This window comes from Salisaeta longa DSM 21114, assembly GCF_000419585.1.
Classification (GTDB): Bacteria; Bacteroidota; Rhodothermia; order Rhodothermales; family Salinibacteraceae; genus Salisaeta; species Salisaeta longa.
In genome coordinates, this window is record NZ_ATTH01000001.1 from 873,420 (window position 1) to 898,188 (window position 24,769).

The following is a 24,769-nucleotide window of genomic DNA, read 5'->3' on the forward strand; positions in this document are numbered from 1 at the left end:
AGTAGTGGATGCGCTAGCTTCGGGACGGGAACAGGCCGCGCAAGGCAATGCAGAAATTGACAACCGAAAACGGTTGCATGTTGGTATGCGCCTGCCCACCGCCGGCCTGCTGTACGCCGCCCGCGGCCATCGAACGCCGATTGTCGGGCGATGCGTAGAAATCCGTGCGGGTTTCGGCAAAGACGGCCCCGATGGGGTCATCGGTTGTGGCCGCGTTGCTTTGGCCGCCGTAGGCATGCGCATGCGGTGGCATTTCGGCCGCGGTTAGGGTGTGGGCCTCCGTGCCGCCGCTCGCCCCCAACGAAAGGCCGGCACCAGCATGCACAGGCACGCGTCCGCGCAAGTCGGGCAACGCAAACGATGTACGACCATCGCCCCCATAGGTCGTCCCGAGCAACGAATATAGCGACTGATTTTGGTTGATGGGCAAAATCTGCCCATTGCACAGCGCCCATCCACGCGGCGCGAAGTTGAAACTCATGAGTCGAATTTCGCCCAGAAACGGTTCAGACATAATCGGTGCGCCTTAGCTGCGAGAAGGATAAATGCCGGAGAGTGCAATGATAAAGTTCAGACACAGCGCAGGCTGCATGTTGGTATGCGGTTGCCCGCCGCCTTCCGCCTGCAGGGCACTCGAATCCATGCTCTCGGGCGGAAAGTTGTATGTTGCGGCCTCTCCGTAAGCCGCGAGGCCCCCTTGAAACGACGCCGGGGCGTTACCCACAGGGGTGAATTGACGTCCACTATCGCCTGAGGCTTGTGGCACGTGGTCATGCACCGGAAGCTGATTGGAGGTCAGCTGCACCTCCTCGACGCCCCCTTTCCCACCCATCCGTCGCGCGGTGAGGCCCGGGCCATTGCCCGCATGCACCGGCACACGGCCGCGCAAATCGGGCAATCCAAAGGTCGTGCGCCCATCGCCGCCATAGAGCGTGCCGATCAATGAGAACAGTACATTATTTTGCGAAACGGCGAGCAACTGGCCGTCACACAAGGCCCACCCTTTGGGGGCAAAGTTGCCCGCAAACATGCGAATTTCTCCGACAAACGGTTCAGACATAAACGGCAGAGCTAAGATCTCGAAGGGTAAAGCCCGACAAGGGCAATGATAAAATGAAGGGCAAGGTACGGCTGTCGGTTGTTGTGGGCCTGCCCGCCGCCCGTTGTGGTGGTATTGACGCCCATTGTAGCGTTGGAGGCCCCATCGCGATACAACGGCGTGCCGTCAGCGGGTTTGGCAAAGGCCCCACCGCGTGCGGCATTGCCAGGAAACGGGATGCCTTTCATTTCATGCGTGTGACGTGGCATCTGATCGTTCGTGAGCGCAACGGCATCGGTCCCTGTTGCCTCTCCAAGTTGACGATCAGCTAGCCCTGGCCCCCTACCGGGATGCATCGGCGCCCGCCCCTGGAGGTCCGGAAGGGCAAGGGTGGTTCGGCCGTCGCCTCCATACGTGGTTCCGAGCAAGGAAAAAAGCGCCGTATTCTGGGAGATGGGCAGCAACTGACCGTTGCAGAATGCCCACCCGCGGGGCGCAAACGTACCGGCGAAGATCCGAACTTCGCCAACAAATGGTTCAGACATGATTCACGCTGCAACTTGGACAAAGCATGGGTGATACGGCTCTTGCGCTAAACGCGGCGATTGAAAATGGCCTCATAGTATCGTTGCTTGGCCCCACCGCCCTGCACAGGCACAAGAAAAAGCGCGAGCTCACCCATCTCCGCGTGCTTAAGGCGACAGGTTTGCTGTTGCAAGACCGGTGCTTCCGGTCCCTCGAAAAGAAGACTGAACTGGTGCTCCGAGCTTGACGCATCGGAGGCTTCACGTCCCAGGTCCTCAATGGAACGCAGGGTGAGGGTCAGCACGCCCTGATCGCTCACCACTTTGAAAGACGTATCGGTATGCGGTGCAAAATCAGATCGAACCAGTTGCTGACTCATAACGGCGGCGGAATAGGTATAGGCGGCGGTTCGTGCGCTTGCTTGCAGGGGCGCTGTCATGAGCACACCTGAAACCGCCAAGCTCGTTTGCAGAAAGTAGCGGCGGGGAATCATAGACGAGGGAGCAAGGGGGGACAACGGTCAGGGCGGATGGGGACGCACAGGGGAAGCATCTACCAGTGCTGGCCATCCATAGTACATCTAAACGTTACAAAGCGCAAACGCATTTCCATTCCACTTCAAAACCCACTACCAAGTCTTTTCGCAATAACAGATATTTAAAGCTTGTGCACAGAATCGATGCCTGACCGGCTGTACTTTCTATAGAACTTTCAGACAGGGCTCAACCAAACAAGAGCTGTACGACGTAGACCGACGCCAGCACGCCCACGAGGTCGGCAAAGAGGCCCGCGGGTACTGCATGGCGCGTTTCACGGATGTTGACAGCACCAAAGTACACGGCAATGACGTAGAATGTAGTCTCGGTTGAGCCGAACATCGTCGCGGCCATTTTCACCAGAATGGAATCCTCGCCGTACTGCTGGATCATATCCGCCACGATAGCGGCCGAGCCCGAGCCGGTAAGCGGACGAATCAGCGCCATAGGGAGCACTTCGGCCGGTATGTTGATCCACGCCAGCACAGGATCGAGGGCCTGCACCAGGAAGTCCATGGCCCCCGAGGCCCGAAACATGCCGATGGCGAACAAGATGGCCACAAGGTACGGGATGATGCGCACCGCAACATCGAAGCCCTCCTTGGCGCCGTCCACAAACACCTCGTAGACGCGTACGCCTTTCACGAGGCCGTACACCGGAAAGCCCACCAGGATGGCCGGCAGCACGAAGTACGAGAGGACGCTGATGGCCTGACGGATAAATTCAATCATGGCTGTGGGATAACAAAACAAGAGGGGAAAGCGAGCGGAGGCCTACGCGTCTGCCGGTGGATCGGGGGACGCGGTGAACGGATTGCTTTTGGCAAAGCGCGGCCATCGGCTGAGCACGTACGCCGCCCCGATGCCCGCGATGGTTGAGAACGTGGTTGCCAGAATGATCGAAAACACGAGCTGGTTGATCTGCAGCCCCATGATGGCGATGAGCAGCACCGGCGGCACAAGCTGCACGCTCGATGTGTTGATGGCCAGCAGCATGACCATGGCGTTGGTGGCGGTGTGCTCGGATGGGTTCAGCGACTGCAGGTCTTCCATCGCCTTGATGCCCAGCGGCGTGGCGGCGTTGCCCAGTCCAAACACGTTGGCCAGCAGGTTGAGCGAGACCGTGGCCAGCGCCGGGTGGTCTTTGGGCACCTCCGGAAACAGCGGACGCAGCACGGGCTGCACCACCCGCGTGAGGCTGTAGATGATGCCGGCTTCCTCACCGATTTTGAGCAGGCCCAGCACCAGCGCCAGCACGCCGATGAGGCTGAGCGCCAGCGAGGCGGCGGTTTCTGCGAAGGACAGGGCGGCCTGGGCGATGTCGTTGAGCTTGCGGAAGCGGACCGGATCGAAGCGCACCTGCGTGACGGCGGCCTTGGCGCCGCGTTCGAGCGCGGGCCACGCGGTGGCTACGCCCCGCAGGGCCGGGTTGTCTTCGGTTGCGGTGGCTTCTTTGATATCGGCCAACGGGGCGGGAAGGGATGCCTCCGCGCCAAACTGCACCTGGCGTCCGTCCTTCGTTTGCACCAACACGCCGGCGTATCCGGCGGTGTCGGGCGTGGCCTGCACGCCGTAGTGCGCCTTGTACGCCGCGGGAGCGAGGCGCACCCGTACCGACTGGCGGCGGGCCTCGGGGCTGTACCCCTCGGGGAAGCTGAGGGTCACGGGCAGGGAGTCGCCGTTGCGGAATCGATCCGTGGACAGCTCATGAATGTCCGTGCCCAGCGCAAAGAGCAAGCTCCCGATGATGAGTCCCGACCAGATGTAGTTCAGCATTGAACGCAGAAGACGTACCTAACGAACAGCGGAGGGCAGCACACGTGGGCGTCGGCCCGTGCGGCGTTGCTCATGATACACCACGCGCCGCGGACAATGCAAATGAACGCACGATAGCACGACTGGGTGTGCACGCAAACACCGGCTGTGGCGAATCAACGCGGGCGTTGGTGCCGCAGGGCGTAACTTCATCGTTTTCTAGCGGCACGATCGACGCGCTCAGTCTTTGTACACCAAATACGCGCGTCAACTTCCGTCTGGTATTGTGTTATGGGATCCCCGCATCAGGCCTCGCAGCAGGCCGGCACCCGCATCAACAAGTACATCGCCCACACGGGCTACTGCTCCCGGCGCGATGCCGACACGCTCGTCGCCGAGGGCCGCGTCACCCTGGACGGCGAGGTGGTCACCCAGCACGGCACCCGCGTGCAGAGCGGGCAAACCGTGCGCGTCGACGGTGAGGTCGTGGAGCCGGTGCCGTTCGACTACCTGCTGCTGCACAAGCCCAAAAATACGATCAGCACCACCGACGACCCCAAGGATCGCGACACGGTGCTCGACGTCATCGGCGTGCCCGATGACAACCCCGACGGCCTCTTCCCCGTGGGCCGCTTAGACCGCAACACCACCGGCGCGCTGCTTGTCACCAACGACGGCGACCTGGCCCACAAGCTGATGCATCCGCGCTACGAGGTCTCCAAAATCTACTTCGCCCGCACGCGCAAGCCGTTCAAGCCGCACCTCATCGACCGCCTGCAACGCGGCGTATCGCTCGACGACGGCCGCGCCGCGGCCGACCGCGTCGCCTACATCCGCAACGACGATCCGCACGGCATCGCGCTTGAGATCCACGAAGGGCGCAACCGCCAGATTCGGCGCATGTTTGAAGCCCTTGGGCATGAGCTGTCGCAGCTTGAACGCGTGAAGTACGCGGGCCTCACGTGCGACGGCCTCGCGCGGGGCGAATGGCGCCGCCTGCACCCCGGCGAAGTGGACGCCCTCTACCGTCGCGTCAATCATTCTTAACTGCTTTCCCGTTATGGCTTCCCCCACCGCTTCCTCCGCCACGCCCGACGTGATGAATCAGAAGATTAAGACCGAGGGCCTCACCTACGACGACGTGCTCCTCGTACCGGCCCGCTCATCGGTGATGCCGCGCACGGCCAACACGGCGTCGCGCCTCTCCCGCAACATCACGCTCAACGTGCCCATCCTGTCGGCCGCCATGGACACTGTGACGGAGGCCGACCTGGCCATCGCCATCGCCCGCGAAGGCGGCGCCGGGGTGCTGCACAAAAACATGTCGATTGAGGCCCAGGCCGCCGAGGTGCGCCGCGTGAAGCGCTCCGAGAGCGGGATGATCCTCGACCCGATTACGATTTCGCCCCACGACACGGTGGGCGACGCCCGCCGCATGATGGCCGAGTTTTCGATTGGCGGCGTGCCCGTGGTGAATGCCTCCGACAAGCTGGTGGGCATCGTTACGAACCGCGATGTGCGCTTCGAGCACGATCCCGAAACGCCCATCCACGAGATGATGACCGCCGAAGGGCTCATCACCGCACCGGTGGGCACTACACTCGATGAGGCCGTGCAGCTCCTGCAGCGGCACAAGGTGGAGAAGCTGCCGGTGGTCGACGACGAGGGCTTCCTGAAGGGGCTCATCACGTTCAAGGACATCCGGAAGCGCCGCAAGCACCCCAATGCGTGCAAGGACGAGCACGGGCGGCTGCGCGTGGGCGCGGCGGTAGGCATTACGCCCGACGTGCTCGACCGCGTGAAGGCCCTTGCCGAGGTGGGCGTCGACTTTGTGACTGTCGACACCGCGCACGGCCATTCTGAAGGCGTGCTTGAGACGGTGCAGGCGATTGCCAAACGCTTTGGCGAAGAAATCGACATCGTTGCAGGCAATGTGGCAACGGCCGATGCGACGCGCGACCTGATTGACGCCGGCGCCGATGCGGTGAAGGTGGGCATTGGGCCCGGCTCTATCTGCACGACGCGGATTGTGGCGGGCGTGGGCGTTCCGCAGCTCACGGCCATTATGGAATGCGCCGAAGCGGCCCGCGCGGCGGGCGTGCCCATCATCGCCGATGGCGGCATCAAGCAGACCGGCGACATCCCGAAGGCCCTTGCCGCCGGCGCGCACTCCGTCATGATCGGGGGACTGTTCGCGAGCGTCGAGGAGAGCCCGGGCGAAACCATCATTTACGAGGGCCGCAAGTACAAGAGCTACCGCGGCATGGGATCGGTGAGCGCGATGGATCAGGGCAGCAAGGATCGCTACTTCCAGGATGCCGAAGACGACCTGAAGAAGCTCGTGCCGGAAGGCATTGAGGGCCGCGTGCCCTACAGCGGGACGCTCGGCGAGGTCATCCATCAGATGACGGGCGGCTTGCAAGCGGCGATGGGCTACTGCGGCTGCGAGACCGTTGACGCGCTGTACGAAAACGCGCAGTTCGTGCGCACCACGGCCGCCGGCATGCGCGAGAGCCATCCGCACGACATCCAGATCACGAAGGAGTCGCCCAATTACTTCTCCCAAAACAACTGACCGCTCCCGGCGCGGTGGTGCTCCGTCCAGGCGGCGTCGCTTGCCCTGCGGCGCCGCTTGGCTATACCCCCACGACCTCGAAGCTCGACCCCGTCGCCGGGTCTTTGGCCACCTCGATGCGCACCGGAAAGGCCTGTTTGAGACGCTCTAGGTGCGTGATGACGAGCACCTTCGCGAAGTCCTCCTGCACCGTCTGGATGGCTTCCACCAGGCGTTCGATGCCCTCCTCGTCCTGCGTGCCAAACCCCTCGTCGATGATGAGGGTGCGCACCCGCACGCCGTTGCGCTCGGCCAGCAGTTGCGCCAGCGCGATACGCAGTGCAAAGTTGACGCGGAAGCTCTCGCCGCCCGAGAATGTTTCGTAGGGCCGCGATGCGCCCTTCTCGTCGGTGATGATGATGTCGAGGGTTTCCTTGGTGCCGCCGCTTTTCTTGTTTTTGAGCGTCTGCAGGCGCACGCTCATCTGCCCATCCGTCAGGCGGTCGAGCAGCTCGTTGGTGCGGCGCTCAATTTCGGGCAGGGTGTCCTCGATGATGAGCGACGGGATGCCGTGCTTCCCGAAGGCCTGCTTGAGGTGGCTGTAGATCTGCTGGTCTTTTTTGGCTTCGTCGCGGCGCTCGATGGCCGCGGTGCGCTCCTCACGGTCGCGGGCTGCCTGCTCCAGTCGCTCGTTGAGTTGGCCGAGGCGCTGCTGCGTCTCCTGAAGCGCCGCCTCGGCGGCCTCCACGGCCGCGGCCCGCTCTTCTTGCGCGGCCTTCACGTCGTCGAGGGCTCGCAGCTCCTCCTGCAGCGCCTCCTTCGCCTCGGCCTTTTCGGTGCGTTCGGCCTGGTCGGACGCCCGCTGTTCGCGCAGCCGGGCCCGGCGCTCCGACCACTCGCTGCGATTGGAGCGGGCGTTCTCCAGCGCCGTCAGGCGTGCCGGCGCATCGTCGAGGGTGCCAAGCTCTTCCTTGACGGCACGCAGGCGTTCGTTGTCGAAGTCCACCGTGGTGAGCTGCTCTTGGAGCGTGGCGATCCGGTCCTGCAACGACTGAAAGGGCGTGCCTTCGTCAAGCGTTTCGCGGAGGTCGGCAAGGCGCGACGCCCGCTGCTTCAGGTCGCGTTCGATCTCTTCGCGGCGGCCCGCCAGCTCCTCCAGCTCGTTGAGGCGCTCGCGGTAGGCGTCGGCCTGGGCAGCTTGTTCTTGCGCTTTCTCCAGCGCCGCTTCGTCGAACGACAGGTTGCGCAACTTGTCCTGGACCGCTGCGCGCTTCTCGCGGGCGTCTGCGGCGTAGGTTTGCTCGGCGAGTTGGGTGCGGATGCGTTCCGCCTTTTCGCGGGCCGCGGACAGGTCGGTGCGGTGCTGCGACCGCTGGCGTTCTTGCTCGCGCGCCGTGGCGAGCCGCTCGGGGGCCGCGCTCCGTTCGTCGTACGCGGCCTTCGTCTCTTTGTAGGTGGCTCGGAGGGTGTCGCGGGCTTCGGTTTTTTCCGCGAGGGTGGCCGCTAGCGCCTCCATCTCTTCCGTGAGCTCTGCAACATCGGCTTCCAACGCGGCGGCCACTTCTTCACGATGCGCCTCCGTCAGGGGCGTGCCGCAGGTGGGGCACGCCTCGGCCGCGGTGCGTTGGAGCTGCTGCACCTGCGCGCGGCGCTCGTCGCGTTGTTCGCGCTTGGCCGCAAGGGCCGCCTCGGTTTGTTGGACGGCGCCGCTCAGGGCCTGCCCCTCTTCGCGCAAATCCTCCAGCCGCTCCGCCAGCTGCTCGCGCTCCGCGCAACGTGCTTCCAACTGCTCCAGGCGCTCCGAGAGGGCGTCGGTGGCATCGAGCGCCGTCTGATGCTTCTGAATCTGCTCCTGCACGCCTTCCAGCCGCGTTTGCAGCGCGCGCTTCTGTTCGTTGATCGCTTGCGTGCAGGCCTCGCGCTGCTCTTTCAAGCGCTCTTGCTCGGCTTTCTTTTCCTGAAGCGCCTCCACCTGCTCCGCGGCCGCCGCGGCGGCATCCAGCTTCGACTGATAGCGCGGGCGCTTTGCCAGGCGCGTCTCCAGGTCGTCTAGTTTCTCCTGCTGGCGCTTCTGGTCCATCTCGGCCTGCTTCAGCTCCTGCTCCACCTGCTGGCGCTTCTCGCGGAGCCGCTGCTTGGCCTGGTCGATCTGCTTTTCTAGGCCGCGGTGCAGGTCGCGCTTTTCGTCGAGGGTGTCGCGCGCTTCCTGCAGCTCCGTGTAGCGATCCATGTTGGCCCGGATGGCGTCGGCCTGGTCGATGAGGGCATCGGCCGATGCGATGCGTTCGTCGAGCTCCTCAATCTCCTCCGCATGACTCGCGATGCGTTCGTCGAGCGCGGCAATCTGCTCGGTGAGGGCCGCCACGTCATCGGCTTTGGCTTCGAGCGCCACACGGCGTTCGTTCAGCTTTTTTTCCTTGGCCCGCTGCTCCTTTAGCGCGGCCCGCTGGCGCTTGGCCGTTGCCTGCATCTCGTCGCGCGCCTCGGTCCAGTCGTCCACCGCCGCAAGCGCCTCGTCCAGCCGCTCGATGGCGTCCACCGCGCGCCGCCGCCGATCACGGGCTTCCTTGTAGCGCTCGTGGGCCGTCTGGCGCATCAGCCGGTAGCGCGTCAGGTTGAGCACGTTCACCAGGATCTCCTTGCGCTGGCTCGCGCTCTTTTTGGTGAACTCGTCGGAGCGGCCCTGCAGCAAAAATGCCGAGTTGATGAACGTGTCGTAGGTGAGGCCGAGCGTGGCGTCGATGCGTTCTTGCGTGGCCCGCTGCGTCTCGGCCGTGAGCGGACGAAACGTATCGCTGCCCTCCTCCTGCAGCTGAAATTCCAGCCCCGAGGTGGTCGTCTTGCCCGTAGCCGACCGCTCGAACGTGCGCGTGATGCGGTAGCGCACATCCTCCAGGTCGAAGGTGAAGTCCACCCGCATCTCGCGCGTGCCGATGCGGATGAGCTCCTCGTCGGGCTTGCGGCGCCCGCTCGACTTGCGCGCCTCGCCCCAGATGGCCCACGTCATGGCATCGAGCAGGGCCGACTTTCCTTCGCCGTTACCGCCCGAGAGGCAGGCCACATCGAAGGCATCAAAGTCGAGCGCCGGGGCCTGCGTGCCGTAGCTCAGAAAGTTTTTGAGTTGGAGTCGAACCGGTATCATACGCCTGTGCAGCGTCGATGCAAGACATGCGGAGCCTCCCGTACGACCGCGGGCCGCCGCGGTTGCGCCCCGAACGGCTCCGCGCTTGGCAACCGCTTCTGGGCGGGCGCTGTCTGAACCCCCAGTGGGGACGGCGCCCGCTCCACAGCATCAAGCCGCGACGCGCGCAACATCCTGAACGGACGCGGCCGCCTCGGAGGGCGCGGGGCGAGCCTTCGGCGCATGCTTGCCAATAAAGTAGTCGATGTACGACCCGGCGATGGACGCTTCCTCGTCCTTTCCGCAAAGGTAGTAGTCCTGCTTGTACGGCTTGTCCCACTGGCTCGGGAAGAAGAGCTCGCGGGCCTGCGGGGGCGTCAGATCCAGCGCGCGGGCCGCGGCGTTCCATAGGCAGCCGCCGGTGTGAAAGCCGCCCGCCTTGAGCAGGCGACGCTCGGAGAACGCATCCGTTTGCAGCAGCGCGTGCCCCGCGATGCAGCACTTAAAGCCCTCGGGCCGCGCATGATGCGCCAGCACCGCGCGGGCGTTGCGGGCAAACGCCCATTGCCCCGCGCAAAAACGGCTCGGAAAGTGCACGATGGCCTGCCGCACGGACTCCAGTCGTTCGACGTTCATATCAGACGTGGTTAATCGTAGAACAGTACCGAAGCGAAGAGTGCCGCTTCGTAACGCGTTCCTTAACGGGACATCGCTCCTATAGATTCGATCTACGCAACACCAATTGCAAGCGGATCGCAACGCTTTGCGGCAGACCGACCGCGCCCCGCCGGCCGGTTCGATTCGCGGCATGTTCTCGAACTTGTGTGGGCACCGGGCATTGCACAGCGTGTCTTAATGCCTAAGCGTTTGTTATGCAGCCCTTCCGTTCACATATTCGGAAATTGGGTGGGAGCCTCGTCGCGCTCCTCATCGGACTGCTCTGTCTGCAAGGACCGGCCCTTTCAGGCTGGCGCCATGTGCTCCCCACCGCATCGGGCCACACCAACACGTGCCCCTGTGCCGATCGCGGCTATTGTCTGATCGACGCCCACCAAGCATCGGCATGTCCGCGGTGCGCGGCGATGCAGGACGATGCATCGGATGCGCCCTGCCCTATGCTGCGCTCGTGCGACATGGGATCGTCGCTGGCCGCAGCGCCGCCCGTGATGCTCCGCGCCATCCCGGCGCCCGTGTCATCCGTGCGGGCCGATGATGCGCGGCCGCTCCGGCATCACGCAACACACGTCCCCCTCACCTCGCAGCACCACCCGGCACCGTGGGGCCACCCGCCCTGGATGGGATGATGCGCGGCCGGGCATTGCCCCGCCGAACGTCTTCGCATACCGCCGCCCGCGCTCAAAGCGCAGGGCCACGTATGTGCACGCGCCCCGTGCGATGCCCCACCGCGTCCGTCGTGTACGGCGATGGGCCGCATCGCTCCGCGCGTGCGCTAGTCCGACCCATCCACGACTGCCTGATTTTCCCATGACGCATTTGATTGCTACGGCGAAGCGTTCGCGCTTCGCGTATTCGCTTGCATTATTCGCCTGCATCTTTTCGCTTCTCGGCCTACCGCCCACGGCCAACGCCCAACAGCCCGGCACGCTCACGGGCGTCGTGCGCGACGCCGCCACCGGCGATCCGCTGGTGGGCGCCAACGTGCAGCTCGCCGCCACCCCACGCGGGGCCGCTACCGGCACCAACGGCCGCTTTACCATGGCGCGCGTGCCCACCGGACGCTACACCGTTCGGGTTCGGTACGTGGGCTACCAACCCGCCGCCCGCTCGCTATCCATCCGCGCCGGCGACACCACGCGGATAGCGCTCGCCCTACGGCCTCGCACCGTAGGCATCGACGTCGTCACGATTACGGCGCAGCGCGGCGCCACCACGCCACAGACGCAGCTCACCGAGGCGGAGATTCGAGAGGCCAACCCGCGCGGCGTGGGTAACCTGATGCGGCAGCTGCAGGGCGTATCGGCCGTGCGGCGCGGCCCGGTTGGCCTCGATCCGGTAGTGCGCGGCCTGCGCGGGCCGCAGCTCGGCGTGTACGTCGACGGCATGCGCACCTTTCCCGCCGGTCCCGCCCGCATGGACTCGCCCCTCAGCCACTCCGATCCGGCCACCATCAAACAAATTGAAGTGGTGAAGGGCCCGTACGCCCTCACCCTGGGCTCCGGCAGCATGAGCGCGGTGCGCGTGTCCACGAGCGGACTGTGGCAGGGGCCGCCTGCACCGCTCAGCGGACAGGTACACACCGGATACGACACGAACCGCAACGCCTACGAGGCCACTGCCACGGCGGCCGGCCATGCGAAGCAGTGGGCCTATCGGGTGAACGGCGCGTGGCGCGACGGCGGGGCCTACGAGACGGGGTCGGGCACGCGGGTGCCGGCTGCGTTTCAGAGCCGCGAAGCCACGGCGCACGTGGGCTACCGGTGGAGCGAGCGGTCGCAGTTGGAGCTTTCGGGCGGGTACAACCGGCAAGACGATGTGCGCTACCCGGGGCGCCTGCTCAACGCCACCTTTTTTGAATCCGGCCGGGGGCAGCTGCGCTACTCGTACGACGCGGCCCGCGGGCTGGTGCGCTCGGTGAAGGCGCAAGCCTACGCCTACCAGACGCTGCACGCGATGAACAACGAAGGCAAGCCGACCTTCGAATCGATCAATTTCCCCGGCCCCCCGTTGCGGATTACGGTGAATGCCGACATCACGACCGTGGGCGGGCGCGTGGCCACCGAGCTGGCCCCCACACCCACCCTCCGCCTCACCCTGGGCGGCGACGCGTACCAGGCCCTCCGCGACGCCGAACGGCCGTTTCAGGTGGTCATGAACGGGCAACGCATGACGCCGCCCTTCTACGAAAGCGACCAGGTATGGCCCGGCGTTACCATGACCGACGTGGGCGTGTTTGCGCAGGCCAAGCAGCTCATGGGCTCGGTGGAAGCCACCGCCTCCGTCCGCACCGATGTGGTGTGGGCCGGCGCCGACGAGTCGCAGGTGAGCGACGTGTTCTTAGACATTGCGAACACCACGCGGGCCGCGCTCGATCAGCAGGAGGTGAACGTGAGCGGGGCGTTGATGCTAAGCGCGCCCCTTGCGGACGCGTGGACGGCAGCGCTGAGCGGCGGCACGGCCGTACGCACCGCCAGCGCCCTAGAGCGCTACGCCGACCGCTTTCCGTCCAACAAAGCCCAAACGAGCGCCGAATTCATCGGCGACCCCACGCTCGATCCGGAGCGCTCGTGGCAGGTCGATGCCGAGCTCACCGGACGGTATGCGCGGGCCGCGGTGCAGCTCAGCGCCTTTGCGCGCCGCATCGACAACTACATCACCCTCGCGCCCGCGCCCGGCGTCGCCCCCATGCTGCCGCTCCCTATTTTTGCCGCGGGGCCCTTCCGCTACGTCAACGGAACGGCCACCTTCTACGGCGGCGAGGCGCGGCTGCAGTACGCCCTCAGCCGTGCGCTGGACGTGCACGGCACCGCCAGCTACCTGTGGGGACGCAACGAGACCACCGACCAGCCCGCGTTTGGGATCGCGCCGTTTCGGTCCAGCCTTGGGCTGCGCTATGAGCCGCCCGCGGGGCGCTTTTTTGTGGAGGGCACCGTAACCGGCGTGGCCGCCCAAGACCGCGTGGCCCTCGCGTTGGGCGAATCGCCCACCGACGGCTACATGACCGCTGACGTCACCGGCGGCGTGACGGTGTGGCAGGCCCGTGGGGGCGCGGCGGCCGTGCGGCTGCAAGCCGGCATCTCGAACCTCACCGATGCCGCGTACGTGGACCACCTGAACGCGAGCAATCCGTACACCGGGCAGCAAGTGCCCGAGCCGGGGCGCGTGTTCTTCGCGGACGTCACCTACCGGTTCTAGCAGCTTAGCAGCTAACCCTGGACGTAGGACAGCGCTAAAAGCGGCGGGCCACCCGGACGGGGGCTCGCCGCTTTGTGTGTACCGTCGCCGAGCTATAATAGCGTGTCCGCCACGCGATCCATGTGGGCCGCGAGGGTGTCGTATCCAATATGCCGCCGCGCCACCGCCCACCGCGCCCAGGCCACCCGCCGGATGCCTTCAGAGCGTTCGGGCCGGAAGGAGCGCTCGGGCGTTTCCATGCGGTACCAGTGCGTGGTCTTTACGACGTACGCCTCGTCCTGGGCGTAGCCGTGCACCGTGGTTCCCAGCGACTCGTGCACGGTGAGCGCCGTAATCCCCACCTCCTCACGCACCTCGCGGGCCGCGCAGGAGCGGAGCGTCTCGCCCGGGTCTTGCTTCCCCTTCGGCAAATCCCACACGCCGCGCCGGTAGATGAGGAGCAGCGCCAGCTCCTGGGGCGCCGGGCGGCACGTAACGTACCCGCCGCCGGCCGCAACCGCAATCGGAGGGCGGAAGGGCGCGATGTTCTGGCACGCCCCAGGTGCAATGCGGGCGCCGGGGGGCACCGGCGTGCCGTCTACCACAACGATGCGCTGCCCCGCAGCCGCAGCCGCCTGGGCCGCAGCAAGCGTTGGATGCACCGCGTCGGCAACAAAGCCCGCACGGGCGATGCGGGCAGGCGGCGTAGCACTCAGGCAGAAGGCAAGCACGGCCGTACGGTCGTTGGGAAGGGCACAGACGCATTCGGCCGCTTCCACGACCGGCACCGCCCGCCGTTCCACGACGGCTCCGCCCCGAACGATTGTGGGCGCCGCGGGTTGAGGCGATGCTTCGGTTTCTTTCACCCACCGCGTACATCATGGCGCACTTTGTCACCCAATCCACGCCCAACCCCAACAGCCTCAAGATTACCACGACGCTTGGCCCGTTCATAGACGACGGCATGGTAGCGGCCGCGTCGCTCGACGAGGCCGAGGACACGCCGCTTGCGGAGCGCCTGCTGCACGTGGCGGGCGTCACCTCCGTCCTCATCATGCCCGACTTCCTCACCGTCAGCAAGCAGCCCGCGGCCGAGTGGGCGCTCGTGCTCCCGAAGGTGAAGCACGTGCTGGCCGATCATTTCGATGTTACGTTGGACGAGGACGACGGCTGATGGCCCGTTGCCCGCCGCGCGGCCTTCCGGCAGCTTGCCAACGGCCGCCGGTAGCGCTACCTTGAACGCCCGCCTTTTGTCCACCAATCCCGCGGTTGTATGCAAACGATCATTGAGCCCTTTCGCATCAAGTCCGTTGAGCCGATTCGCCTCACCACGCGCGAGGAGCGCGCGTCCATTCTGGAAGCGGCGCACTACAACCTGTTCGACGTGCGCTCGGAAGACGTGATGATCGACCTGCTCACCGACTCGGGCACGGCGGCGATGAGCGCCGACCAGTGGGGCGGCGTGATGCGGGGCGATGAGAGCTACGCCGGCTCGCCGTCGTACGAGCGCTTCGAGGCCGCGGTGAAGGCGCTCATGCCGTTCGAGCACGTCATCCCCACCCACCAGGGGCGGGCCGCCGAGCGGATCCTGATGGGCCTCGTGGGCGGCGCGGGCCGCGTGATTCCGAGCAACACGCACTTCGACACCACGCGGGCCAACATTGAGGCCACCGGCGCCGAGGCCCGCGACCTCGTGCACGCCGATGGCCTTGACCCGGCCCTCGACCGGCCCTTCAAGGGCAACATGGACCTCGACCGGCTGGAGGCCCTGCTCGATGCGCGCGCCGCGGACGTTCCGCTGGTGCTGTGCACCATCACCAACAACTCCGGCGGCGGGCAGCCCGTCTCCATGGCCAACCTGGAAGGCATCGGTGCGCTCTGCCGGCGCTACGACGTGCCCTTTGTGCTCGATGCCTGCCGCTTCGCCGAAAACGCCTACTTCATCAAGCAACGCGAGCCCGGCTACGCCGACACGTCGGTTGAGGCGATCGTCCGCGAGATGTTTAGCCATGCCGACGGCATGACCATGAGCGCCAAAAAGGACGGCTTGGTGAACATGGGCGGCTGGATTGCCCTTAACGACGACGCATGGGCCGAGGCGGCCCGCAACCAGCTGATCCTCACGGAGGGCTTTCCGACGTACGGCGGCCTCTCGGGCCGCGATTTGGAAGCCATCGCCATCGGATTGCAGGAGGTCGTGCGTGAGGATTACCTCAACTACCGCATCGCCTCCACGCAGTACCTTGGCGACGCCCTCACCGACCGCGGCATTCCCATCGTACAACCCGTGGGCGGCCACGCCGTCTACGTCGACGCCAAAGCGTTCCTGCCGCACATCCCGCCGCTGCATTACCCGGGGCAGAGCCTGGCCGTGGCGCTCTTTCTGGCCGGCGGCATTCGCGGGTGCGAGATTGGCTCGGTCATGTTCGGGAAACAGCCCGACGGGTCCGAAGCACCCGCCGCCATGGAGCTCGTGCGGCTGGCCATTCCGCGACGCGTGTACACCCAGAGCCACATCGATTACGTCATTGAGTGCTTTGAGGAGGTGCAGGCCCAAAAAGAGCAGCTCCCAGGCTACCGTATCACCAAAGAGCCGCCGCAGCTGCGCCACTTCACCGCACACTTTGCGCCGCGCGATGCCTAAGCGCCGCGCCGCCTTCCCCAACGCCCGACCAACGCCCCCGGCCCATGACGCCCCTGCTACACGACGCCGCCCGCGCCCTCCTGACGGAGGAAGAGCACGCGCTGGAGCGCTTGCACGACCTGCTCGTGGCCACCGAGGCGCCCGAGGCGACGCGCACCCAGCTCCGCGACATGATTGCGCACCTCGGCGACCTCTTCCTGGTTGTGGTGGTGGGCGAGTTTAACGCCGGGAAGTCGAGCGTGATGAACGCGCTGTTCGGCACGCGCGTGATGGAAGAAGGCCCCGTGCCCACAACCGCCAAAATTACCCTTCTGCGCCACGGCGACGAACCGCTCACGCGGCAACTCAGCGAATTTGTGACCGAGCGGCGCGTCCCGGCCGAGCTACTCCAGCACCTCACCCTGGTCGACACGCCCGGCACGAACTCCATCGTGCAGCAGCACCAAACGATCACCGAGGACTTCGTCCCGCGCTCCGACCTCGTGCTCTTCGTCACGTCGTTCGACCGCCCGCTCACCGACTCCGAGCGGCAGTTTCTGGCCTACATCCGCGACGACTGGGGCCGCCGCCTCGTGGTGGTGCTCAACAAGGCGGATTTGGCCGAGACGCCCGACGACCTCCGGCAGGTCATCGACTATCTGGAGACGAACCTGGGCGAGCTGCTAGGCACCACCCCGCGTATTTTGCCTGTGAGCGCGCGGGCCGCGTGGAGGGCGAAGCAAGCCGGCACCCCCATCGACCCGGAGCATCCGAGCGGCTTTGCGGCGCTGGAAGCCTTTCTGCGTGATACCCTAGCGGGCCCCGAGCAGGTGGCGCTCAAGCTCGCCGCCCCCCTCGAAACGGGCCAGCGCCTCCTCGAACAAACCGACAAGCGCCTCACCAAGCGCCGCGCGCTGCTTAGCGACGACGCCGACACGCTCGACGCCATGGAACGCCACCTCGACGACGCGCGCACCACCCTCGAAGCGCAATACGAGCAGCATCTCGCCGCCATCGAAGATGTGTTCGCCCACGTGCGGCGACGCGGCACGCAGTTTTTGGACGACCATATTCGCGTCAGCCGGCTGCAGCTGCTGCGCAACAAGGACGCCTTCAAGGCGCGGTTTGAGGAGCAGGTGGTGGACGAAACAACGCGTCAGATTGAGCACGTGGTAACCGACGCCGTAGACGACGTACTAACCCAAACCATGAGCCTGCAACAGCGACTGTTGCGCACGTTTGCCGAGCGCGTGCGGGCCGCCACGCAACGCGCCGACGCGCTGGGCAGCGATCAGATGTCGTACGACCGCAAGGCGCTGGTGGAAGGCATCATGGACACCGCCGCGCGCGAGCTGCGCACGCACAACGTGCAGCACGAGGTGCAACGCATCGTGGAGAACGTCTACGACGACGCGACGCTTACCGTGGGCGCCGGGGTGGGCGCGGCCGCCGCGGGCGGGCTGGGCATTGTGCTGCTCATTACCAGCACCGTCGACGCCCTGGGCGGGCTGGGGCTGGCCACCGGCGCGGCCGCTGCGCTGTACGGCGCTACCATCTTGCCCCGGCAACGCCGCAAAGCCATCGAGGCGTTTACTGAGCGCATCGCCGCCCTGGAAGGGCGCGTGCAGGACGCCCTGCGCGCCCGCCTCGACCGATCTGTGGACGAGGCCCTGGAGCGCGTCTGGCAGATGGTGCAGCCCTTTGCCGCGGCCGTCGCGCAGGAGCAAGAAGCCCTGGCGGAGGCTACGGCCGCCCACACGTCCATTGCCGACGAGCTGCAGACGCTCCGCACACGCGTGCGCGACGAGGTGGGCGCGCCCCGCGTGTGAACAGTTCGGTATCTACTGGATCGGCTTCTCGCTTAAGAACCTTGTAGACATTAGCCCAGGTGAGTAGAACGTTAGGGTCGGCATACGCTATACCTCCAACGCCTCTGCAACGGGCCGCAAGACGTCGTTGAGGCGGGTGCGGACATCGCTGGGGAGCTCTTTGTCGGTCCCCACGTCGATCTGGAGACGGAACGGGATGCCGAAGGGCGCGGCGATCCGTTCGATCTCGGCAATCTCGTCGGCAAGGTCTTGCAGCTGGTGGGCCTCCAGCGTGCTCGCGGCGCGTGCTATGGTCGACCCAAAGCTGCCGACCGGCGGCTCTTCCCGCGTGTGCGGGGTCGTCCTCTCTCTACCACCGCATGCTAAGTTTTGCTAACGTTCATTATCGGTAGCTAAGCGCACATGCAACGCAGCATCCATCCTGGGCGAAGCGCACAACGTGTGTGGCGCCGGTTGAGAGCCAGTGAGAGTTGCTGCGAGTAATTGAGAGCTAGTGAGAGTAGTTGAGAGTTGCTTGGCGGCGTTCAGTCCATCGCTTATGGCCACGGCCCGCCTAATCCATAAACGGGCCTCCACCTCGGGGCGCATGCGGCACCGGGTTCATCTCCATCTCGAAGCCCGCGTTGCTTTGCTTCAAGCGCTGCAGCCGCCTTGCTGCAGTGGCCTTGCCGACCCTCCGGTTGCGACGAGGACCGCTCTGATGGTGCATACAAAGACCTGTCAGGTCTTCAAAACCTGACAGGTCTGGTGTGTCCTGCGCTGCCCGTCTCACGGGCGCACCGCCGCTCGCCCGGTTACGGCCACTCGCCGCCTGGTTACCGCACCACCGTCACCCGCTGGCTGCGCATCGTCTCGCCCACCTGAAGCCGCAGGAAGTACACGCCGCTGGCCCAGCCGGAGGCGTCGAGGGTCAGCTCCTCACGGCCAGGAGCCTGCGTTTCATCCACGAGGGTCCCCACGCGCTGCCCCAGCACGTTGTAGACGTCGAGTCGCACCGGTTGCGCTGGGCCGCCGGGCACAACGTAGCGCACGGTGGCCTGCTGCCGCGTGGGGTTGGGAAACGGCGCGGCAAGCTGCACCTCGGAGCCGGGGCCACGGCGGACGACCACCTCCGGCGAAAAGGCCGCGCTGCCGTCGGTGTCGATCTGCTTCAGGCGGTAGACGAGCACGTCGGCAAAGGGCGGGGCCGCGTCGCGGAAGCGGTAGCTCTGCGGGGCCGACGTAGTGCCTGCGCCCTCGACGAACGTGAGCGTTTCCCACGCGCTATTCGAGCGCCGCTGCACCTCGAAGCCCGCGTTGCTTTGCTCGGCGGCGGTTTGCCAGGTGAGTGCAACGGCTTCGCCATTGGCTTGGGCATCAAACGCCGACAGTTCCACCGGGAGCGGTTGCGAGCCGCTGGACAAGGGCATCGGGAAGTCACTTGAACTGTTGCTTACGGTGCCATCTGTGATGGTGAGATCGGAGGCAGACGCAAGCGAGAACTGCACATCTCCGGCAGCGTCTGCGGTCAGATCGGCAACAACGTACAGGTACGTCCCGTCGGTGGGCACCGAATGGCTAAGCCCGTTGAACGTGATCGTGGCGGGGATGGCCGCCTCGGGGTCCAGCGTTTGCTGGTCCTGGCGCGAGGCCGCAGCGGCGTCGAACGTTGCGCTGGCGCTGGTCCACAGGCTCACTTCTTCGATGCCCTCTCCGGCGCCGTTGGTACTGATGGTGAGGGCGCTTACACTCGAACCTGTGACGTTGGCGGTAAGCGTAAGCCGCCCCACCGGGTTGCGGCTGGTCCCGGGCACCGGGGCCGATGGATCGTAGGCCGTGCCATCGGTGCGTGTGACAGAGGGAGCCACCTGCCCCGTGTCGTTAATCGTCCACCGGCCCGCCGTCGTTGATCGTCCAGTTGTGGTCGTCGATGATCGACTGCCGAGCGGCGGCAGCAGCCGGCGTGTACTGAATCGTACCGGCGCCGAAGGTGAGTCCATCGGTGAGGTTGCGTTGGCTCCACCCGATCAGCAGGGCGTCGTAGTTTTCCGTGGAAAGGCCGCTGTTGTCAAACATCTCCTCAAAGGAGTCATCGAAAGAACGCGAGTCGTCAACATTGGAGACGTCCCACCCGCCGATGTCCTGGTTGAACGAGGTGGCATCAGTGAACATGCCGTACATATTCGTCACGCTGGAGACGTCCCACCCGCCGATGTCCTGGTCGAACGAGGTGGCTTCATTGAACATGAAGCTCATATTCGTCACGCTGGAGACGTCCCACCCGCCGATGTCCTGGTCGAACGCGGTGGCTCCAAAGAACAGCGTCCCCATATCCGTCACGCTGGAGACGTCCCACCCGCCGATGTCCTGGTTGAACGAGGAGGCATCAGTGAACATGCCGCGCATAGTCGTCACGCTGGAGACGTCCCACCCGCCGATGTCCTGGTCGAACGCGGTGGCTTCACTGAACATGCCGCCCATAGTCGTCACGCTGGAGACGTCCCACCCGCCGATGTCCTGGTTGAACGCGGTGGCGAGCTGGAACATGCCGCCCATAGTCGTCACGCTGGAGACGTCCCACGTGCTGATGTCCTGGTTGAACGAGCCGGCAGAATTGAACATGAAGCGCATAGTCGTCACGTTGGAGACGTTCCACCCGCTGATGTCCTGGTTGAACGAGGAGGCATCACTGAACATGAAGCTCATATTCGTCACGCTGGAGACGTCCCACGTGCTGATGTCCTGGTCGAACGCGGTGGCTTCACTGAACATGCCGCCCATATTCGTCACGTTGGAGACGTCCCACCCGCCGATGTCCTGGTTGAAGCTCGTAGGGTTATCGAAATCTCCAGCGAACATGGAGCTCATGTCCGTCACGCTGGAGACGTCCCACGTGCTGATGTCTCCGTTGAAGGACGTTTTACCACTAAACAGTGCGCTCATATCGGTGATGCCACTCGTGCAGGTGGTGGCGGCATTGGCCGTGGTGATTTCGTAGGAGCGGCGTTTGGTGTAGACGGTGCCGTTTACCTCACCGGTGTCGCCCACGTCTGCCGCGTCGCACGTTACTGTTACCTCGTTAGAGGCGAGTTTGAAGTCGGGGTTGCTCTGCGCAGTGGCAGGTGTGGGAAGCAGCAGACCGACCAGTAACAGGCCCACGAGCAGCAGGGCCGCGGCGAGGGGCACGTGCCAACCGGAGCGGGCACAGGAACGAAGGCAGTTCGGCATGAGACGATGCAGCGTGAAGCGGTACGGCATGGGCAAAGGCACAGGAACGTGAGACAAGCGGAATGGCAGCCCTACGCAGGAGCACAGCAGACGGCCGGGGGCCGCTCCAAAGAGGTGCAGGTCTTGCGGAGGCATGTGCATACAATAACAGCCGCAACAGCGATTTGCAAGGACGAGAAAAGCAGGCACGCCCTGTAGGAGCGCGCCCCACACGCGACCGTTTTGTTCAGGTTGTCTCAGACGCTCGGTGCATGATGAAAGGCTGAACGTGTCTGCGTGGCCCTTGAGTGGTTTTGATGGTACCAACGAGACAGAGTCAAGCCGCTACAAGCTGTTCAACGAGGACGTGTTGCGCAAAGTAGTGTTGAATCGTCTTGTGCTTCAAATGACTCAGTGCGGCCTATGCCGACCGGACCCTAAAGTCACACTTTGCTTGGCTGCAGGAAATATCTACAATGAGCGTGATGAGATAGCTGCAATCTTTGAAGACCACGGTTGGAATTTGTGGGATTCTGAGTGGCTACAAGAAGAGCTGAGAGTCCTTTCAGAATCGGATTATGAGGATTCAATCGAAGCTATCGTGACAAAAATTCTTTTGAGAAAATCGATTGGCATAACACGGCGTTGCACCGGACGGTGTCCGAGTGCGCATTGAGACGACCGCCGCGTCTCGATTGCTCACCGCGAAGCATGGCCTCAGCACCGCCGGTGAGCTCAACCGTTATAGCGCCTAGAAACGAGTCCGTAATGCGGTGCGTTCATCCGTTGCTTCGTTTTCCACAGTCGATTATCTATATGTTTAAGCCGATCGAAGTCAAAGCGCTTGCCGACTACCGCGTCTGGATCCGCTACGCGGACGGATCCGAAGGAGAAGTGGACGTGTCCCACCTCGCCGGACAAGGGGTATTTAAGCTCTGGGATGATGATGAGCAGTGGAAGAACGTCCGCATCGCCGACGATGGGGCCATCCGCTGGAGTGAAGAGGTCGAGCTGTGCCCGGACGCGACGTACATGAAGCTGACGGGCAAATCCCCAGAAGAGATCTTCCCGAAGCTGAAGTCAACGACCCATGCCTGAGCTGTGCCGGTTCTACGGCGTGCGGATCAAGATGTACTACGACGATCATAATCCGCCGCATTTCCATGCCGAATATGCGGGAGACGAGGCACTGATCACGATTGACACGTTGGATGTAATGGCGGGTGAGCTGCCGAGTCGCGCCTTGGGGTTGGTCTATGAGTGGGCCGGGAAGCATCGTGCGGAACTGAGGGAAGCGTGGAAGCGCGCGAAGAACTTGGAGCCGACGGGAAGGATCGAGCCGCTCGAATAGGCCCAAAAGGCGCTATAACCCCCATTGCACCTGGCCGTGGGCTGTAATCATATTCATTCGGTAGTGTCTCATTTGCTCAATTCGTAGGTTGACGCTGCCCACGGCAGGTGAATTAGTCCGTTATGCCGCTCCACCAATACGTGCTGAAATGGCAAACTATCTCCTAACCTGGAACCCTAGCCGCGGGCCGTGGGAAGACCTTCCCATCGCTGCTGACGCTCGTCGTGATTCCGGCGGGCTACCTGCTGGTGGAGCGGTGGCGGCTGGGGCGTGCGTAGAGGCGTGTGGAGACCTGACAAACCTTGGAGGCCTGTCAGGTCTGCGATGGGAACAGCTTCGCGAAGGGTGAGTCAGCGCTCGGATGAGACGTCGCCCTCGCCCAATTCGCGCTCCAGGGTGTCCAACAGCGCCTCACCGGTGAGGGCATCCCGTTCGGTGGACACGATGGTGCCGTCCGGCGCGACGAGAACAAGTGTAGGGACGCCATCGACCTGAAACCGGGCCATCAGATCACTCTGCAATCCTTCAGGTACAAAGGCGTGCGGCCACGGCTGGTCGTAGTCTGCAAGAAATTCCGTGACCGTCTCGCGGCTTTCGTCGACCGACAGGCTCAGGATCGTAAAGCCGTCATCGGCAAACCGGTCGTAGGCGGTCTTCAGCGTCGGAAATTCTTCGATGCACGGCGCACACCACGTCGCCCAGAAGTCGAGCAGGACGTACTGCCCGTCGAAGGTCTTCGGGGTAAAGGTGCGTGAGGCGTCGGCAAGAGCGGGGACCTCAAACGATGGAACCGTGGCACCGGGGCGCAGGTCTGCCAGCGGATTGATACGGCGCTGTGCCATCTCTGTCACCAAGGCATTGGGATGCGACTCCTGCAACCACGTGTAGTAGATGTGCTGCCGATCGCGATCGCCCGTGGTTTTTGCTTGACGCGTCAACGCATACAGCAGATCGGAGCGCACAATGCGACTTGGATTCGTCCGCAGTACGTCATGCGCGTACGCCCGGTACGCATCCGGTCGTCCCGTGGCGCTCATCGTGGCGCCCACCAATCCCCACCCAATTGGCCTCGGGAGATCGGAGGCAACGTAGTTCCAAAGCGGCGTATCTGCCGGTAGAGACGCCAAGGCACGCTGGGCAACAGCCGCTGTAGGCTCAGGCGTCCAAAACAGATGGAGGACCAGCATCGCATTGACCACCGCAGGCGAGTCATCGTACGACAGTGCCTCATCGAGCGTATTCTCAAATCCGGATGCATCGTACGCATCCGGGGAGAGGCTGGAATCTTGGCGGGCCCTCCACATGAACCGCATGTATGCCCTCAATTCCCGAATGTACGCCCTGTGGTACGACGCGAAGCGGGCAGCTACGGATGTCGAGTCTTGAAAGCGAAGCACGGGTGCCGCCGCCGCATCAAAAGGCGCCTTTGGTGCGAAACGGACGGGCGGATCGGAAGCGCCGGTCGTGGCGGACGGGTCGAAGACGATGCGCGTCGAATCGCTCGGCGTGGCTTGCACCGAGCGGTAGGTTGCTCGCTGGAGAACGGCCTCTGCCTCGGACGAGGTGCCAGACCACGAAAAGAAGATCGGAAAGGCGTTTATCGGATTGCGGTGCTCGGTCAGGCCGTTCACCTGGTAAACCAGTGAGTCGCCCGGTGTTGGAACGGTTGCCGCGTACGTCCCATCGTCTTGTCGCGTCATCGCAACACCACCGGGAGGCGACCGAAAAGGAACAAACCGAAAGTCGTTGAACGACCCGACGATGAACAGCCCCGTCAACGAGTCTGGAGAGGGATACCGTGCCAGACGCGCATCAAGTTCCACCGTATCGCCCGCTGCAACATAGGTGTCAAACGACAAGGGACGGTGGTGAACACCCGTTAGTTTGACATGCACGATGCCCGTGGTGTCTACCGAGACGCGAAAGGGGGCTGTCTCCGACAGGCGCTGATGACCAACCCGTGCCAATCCGCCATCACGCGGCGCATAGATCCCACCCGGTGCGTACACACTGACATCGGCCCGTTCCATTGGTTCGCCACCCGGCCCGGTAATGGTGCCCTCAAGGACGGGATTCGGCTGGGCCTGTATCGGTTGTGTGAGAGTTAGCACTCCCGGTAGGAGGGCCAGGAGGAAGGCGAGAGCCAGGTTTGAAGAAGCCTGCACAACTTGGCTGCAGCCGTTCATATGGAACTGCGGAAAACGCCTACTGCGGGAACAAAAACCAACGCGGCACAACCGGATCACGTGAGACTGTTCACCCTCGAATGGAAAGGAGTACATGATACGAGATAGAATTTTGAGATATTGAGCAAAAGAAGAGCATCAAGTATGTAACCTATAGACCAATCTTCTGAATCGCAACTTCGCAAAACATCAGTGTGCGATTTGCTTCCGGA

General features: G+C 64.2%; 21 protein-coding genes. 9 read left to right on the top strand and 12 right to left on the bottom strand.

Features of this window, described 5'->3' with window-relative positions:
• Window positions 1-13: 13 nt before the first annotated feature.
• From SALLO_RS0103695 to SALLO_RS0103720, 6 genes are all read right to left on the bottom strand, one after another.
• Window positions 14-514, bottom strand: coding sequence for a phage tail protein (locus tag SALLO_RS0103695; RefSeq protein ID WP_022834971.1), 501 nt, complete (start codon window positions 512-514; stop codon window positions 14-16).
• Window positions 515-526: 12 nt separating this feature from the next.
• Window positions 527-1,060: a phage tail protein gene (locus SALLO_RS0103700; protein ID WP_022834972.1), complete on the bottom strand. Its 534-nt coding sequence runs from the start codon at window positions 1,058-1,060 to the stop codon at window positions 527-529.
• An 11-nt stretch (window positions 1,061-1,071) separates the two neighbouring features.
• Window positions 1,072-1,584, bottom strand: coding sequence for a phage tail protein (locus SALLO_RS18865; protein ID WP_022834973.1), 513 nt, complete (start codon window positions 1,582-1,584; stop codon window positions 1,072-1,074).
• A 47-nt stretch (window positions 1,585-1,631) separates the two neighbouring features.
• Window positions 1,632-2,057: a DUF6916 family protein gene (locus SALLO_RS15005; protein WP_022834974.1), complete on the bottom strand. Its 426-nt coding sequence runs from the start codon at window positions 2,055-2,057 to the stop codon at window positions 1,632-1,634.
• A gap of 229 nt (window positions 2,058-2,286) precedes the next feature.
• A complete protein-coding gene (locus tag SALLO_RS0103715) occupies window positions 2,287-2,832 on the bottom strand; it encodes a spore maturation protein (protein WP_022834975.1) in 546 nt (181 codons plus the stop codon).
• 42 nt (window positions 2,833-2,874) lie between these two features.
• Window positions 2,875-3,876, bottom strand: coding sequence for a nucleoside recognition domain-containing protein (locus tag SALLO_RS0103720; protein ID WP_022834976.1), 1,002 nt, complete (start codon window positions 3,874-3,876; stop codon window positions 2,875-2,877).
• Between the two features lie 270 nt (window positions 3,877-4,146).
• On the opposite strand from SALLO_RS0103720, the gene SALLO_RS0103725 reads away from it, so the two are divergent.
• Both SALLO_RS0103725 and guaB read left to right on the top strand, forming a co-directional pair.
• Window positions 4,147-4,902 carry a pseudouridine synthase gene (locus SALLO_RS0103725; protein WP_022834977.1) on the top strand — a complete coding sequence of 252 codons (756 nt, stop codon included), beginning with the start codon at window positions 4,147-4,149 and terminating at the stop codon, window positions 4,900-4,902.
• A 13-nt stretch (window positions 4,903-4,915) separates the two neighbouring features.
• The gene (gene guaB, locus SALLO_RS0103730) at window positions 4,916-6,430 is read left to right on the top strand and encodes an IMP dehydrogenase (RefSeq protein WP_022834978.1); all 1,515 of its coding nucleotides are present in this window, start codon (window positions 4,916-4,918) and stop codon (window positions 6,428-6,430) included.
• Window positions 6,431-6,491: 61 nt separating this feature from the next.
• Here the strand turns inward: guaB and SALLO_RS0103735 are convergent, their stop codons facing one another.
• A complete protein-coding gene (locus tag SALLO_RS0103735; RefSeq protein ID WP_022834979.1) occupies window positions 6,492-9,551 on the bottom strand; it encodes an AAA family ATPase in 3,060 nt (1,019 codons plus the stop codon).
• A gap of 150 nt (window positions 9,552-9,701) precedes the next feature.
• On the bottom strand, window positions 9,702-10,166 hold the full coding sequence (locus SALLO_RS0103740) for a hypothetical protein (RefSeq protein WP_022834980.1): 465 nt from the start codon (window positions 10,164-10,166) through the stop codon (window positions 9,702-9,704).
• A gap of 479 nt (window positions 10,167-10,645) precedes the next feature.
• Between SALLO_RS0103740 and SALLO_RS0103745 the strand changes: the two genes are divergently transcribed.
• Together SALLO_RS0103745 and SALLO_RS0103750 are read left to right on the top strand one after the other, a co-directional pair.
• Window positions 10,646-10,834, top strand: coding sequence for a hypothetical protein (locus SALLO_RS0103745; protein WP_028566869.1), 189 nt, complete (start codon window positions 10,646-10,648; stop codon window positions 10,832-10,834).
• A gap of 181 nt (window positions 10,835-11,015) precedes the next feature.
• A complete protein-coding gene (locus SALLO_RS0103750) occupies window positions 11,016-13,403 on the top strand; it encodes a TonB-dependent receptor (RefSeq protein ID WP_022834982.1) in 2,388 nt (795 codons plus the stop codon).
• 92 nt (window positions 13,404-13,495) lie between these two features.
• Here SALLO_RS0103750 and SALLO_RS15010 read toward each other — a convergent pair whose 3' ends face one another.
• Entirely contained in the window at window positions 13,496-14,248 is a 753-nt protein-coding gene (locus SALLO_RS15010; RefSeq protein WP_084696137.1) for an NUDIX hydrolase, read from the bottom strand.
• A gap of 14 nt (window positions 14,249-14,262) precedes the next feature.
• On the opposite strand from SALLO_RS15010, the gene SALLO_RS15015 reads away from it, so the two are divergent.
• From SALLO_RS15015 to SALLO_RS15020, 3 genes are all read left to right on the top strand, one after another.
• Complete coding sequence (locus SALLO_RS15015) at window positions 14,263-14,556, top strand: NifU N-terminal domain-containing protein (protein ID WP_169577877.1); 294 nt, start codon at window positions 14,263-14,265, stop codon at window positions 14,554-14,556.
• A 99-nt stretch (window positions 14,557-14,655) separates the two neighbouring features.
• Complete coding sequence (locus tag SALLO_RS0103765) at window positions 14,656-16,026, top strand: tryptophanase (RefSeq protein ID WP_022834984.1); 1,371 nt, start codon at window positions 14,656-14,658, stop codon at window positions 16,024-16,026.
• Between the two features lie 44 nt (window positions 16,027-16,070).
• A complete protein-coding gene (locus SALLO_RS15020; protein ID WP_022834985.1) occupies window positions 16,071-17,834 on the top strand; it encodes a dynamin family protein in 1,764 nt (587 codons plus the stop codon).
• Window positions 17,835-18,649: 815 nt separating this feature from the next.
• On the opposite strand, the gene SALLO_RS17615 is transcribed toward SALLO_RS15020, so the two are convergent.
• Window positions 18,650-19,681 (bottom strand): T9SS type A sorting domain-containing protein, encoded by a 1,032-nt coding sequence (locus tag SALLO_RS17615; protein WP_022834986.1) that lies wholly within the window; start codon window positions 19,679-19,681, stop codon window positions 18,650-18,652.
• A 13-nt stretch (window positions 19,682-19,694) separates the two neighbouring features.
• A complete protein-coding gene (locus SALLO_RS15030) occupies window positions 19,695-20,999 on the bottom strand; it encodes a BspA family leucine-rich repeat surface protein (RefSeq protein ID WP_228702769.1) in 1,305 nt (434 codons plus the stop codon).
• Between the two features lie 837 nt (window positions 21,000-21,836).
• Here SALLO_RS15030 and SALLO_RS0103785 point away from each other — a divergent pair.
• Complete coding sequence (locus SALLO_RS0103785) at window positions 21,837-22,118, top strand: DUF2442 domain-containing protein (protein ID WP_028566871.1); 282 nt, start codon at window positions 21,837-21,839, stop codon at window positions 22,116-22,118.
• Window positions 22,111-22,371 (top strand): DUF4160 domain-containing protein, encoded by a 261-nt coding sequence (locus SALLO_RS0103790; protein ID WP_022834989.1) that lies wholly within the window; start codon window positions 22,111-22,113, stop codon window positions 22,369-22,371. Before SALLO_RS0103785 ends, SALLO_RS0103790 begins: the two co-directional genes overlap by 8 nt.
• 350 nt (window positions 22,372-22,721) lie before the next feature.
• Here SALLO_RS0103790 and SALLO_RS17620 read toward each other — a convergent pair whose 3' ends face one another.
• Window positions 22,722-24,536 (bottom strand): TlpA family protein disulfide reductase, encoded by a 1,815-nt coding sequence (locus SALLO_RS17620; RefSeq protein ID WP_169577879.1) that lies wholly within the window; start codon window positions 24,534-24,536, stop codon window positions 22,722-22,724.
• Between the last annotated feature and the right edge of the window lie 233 nt (window positions 24,537-24,769).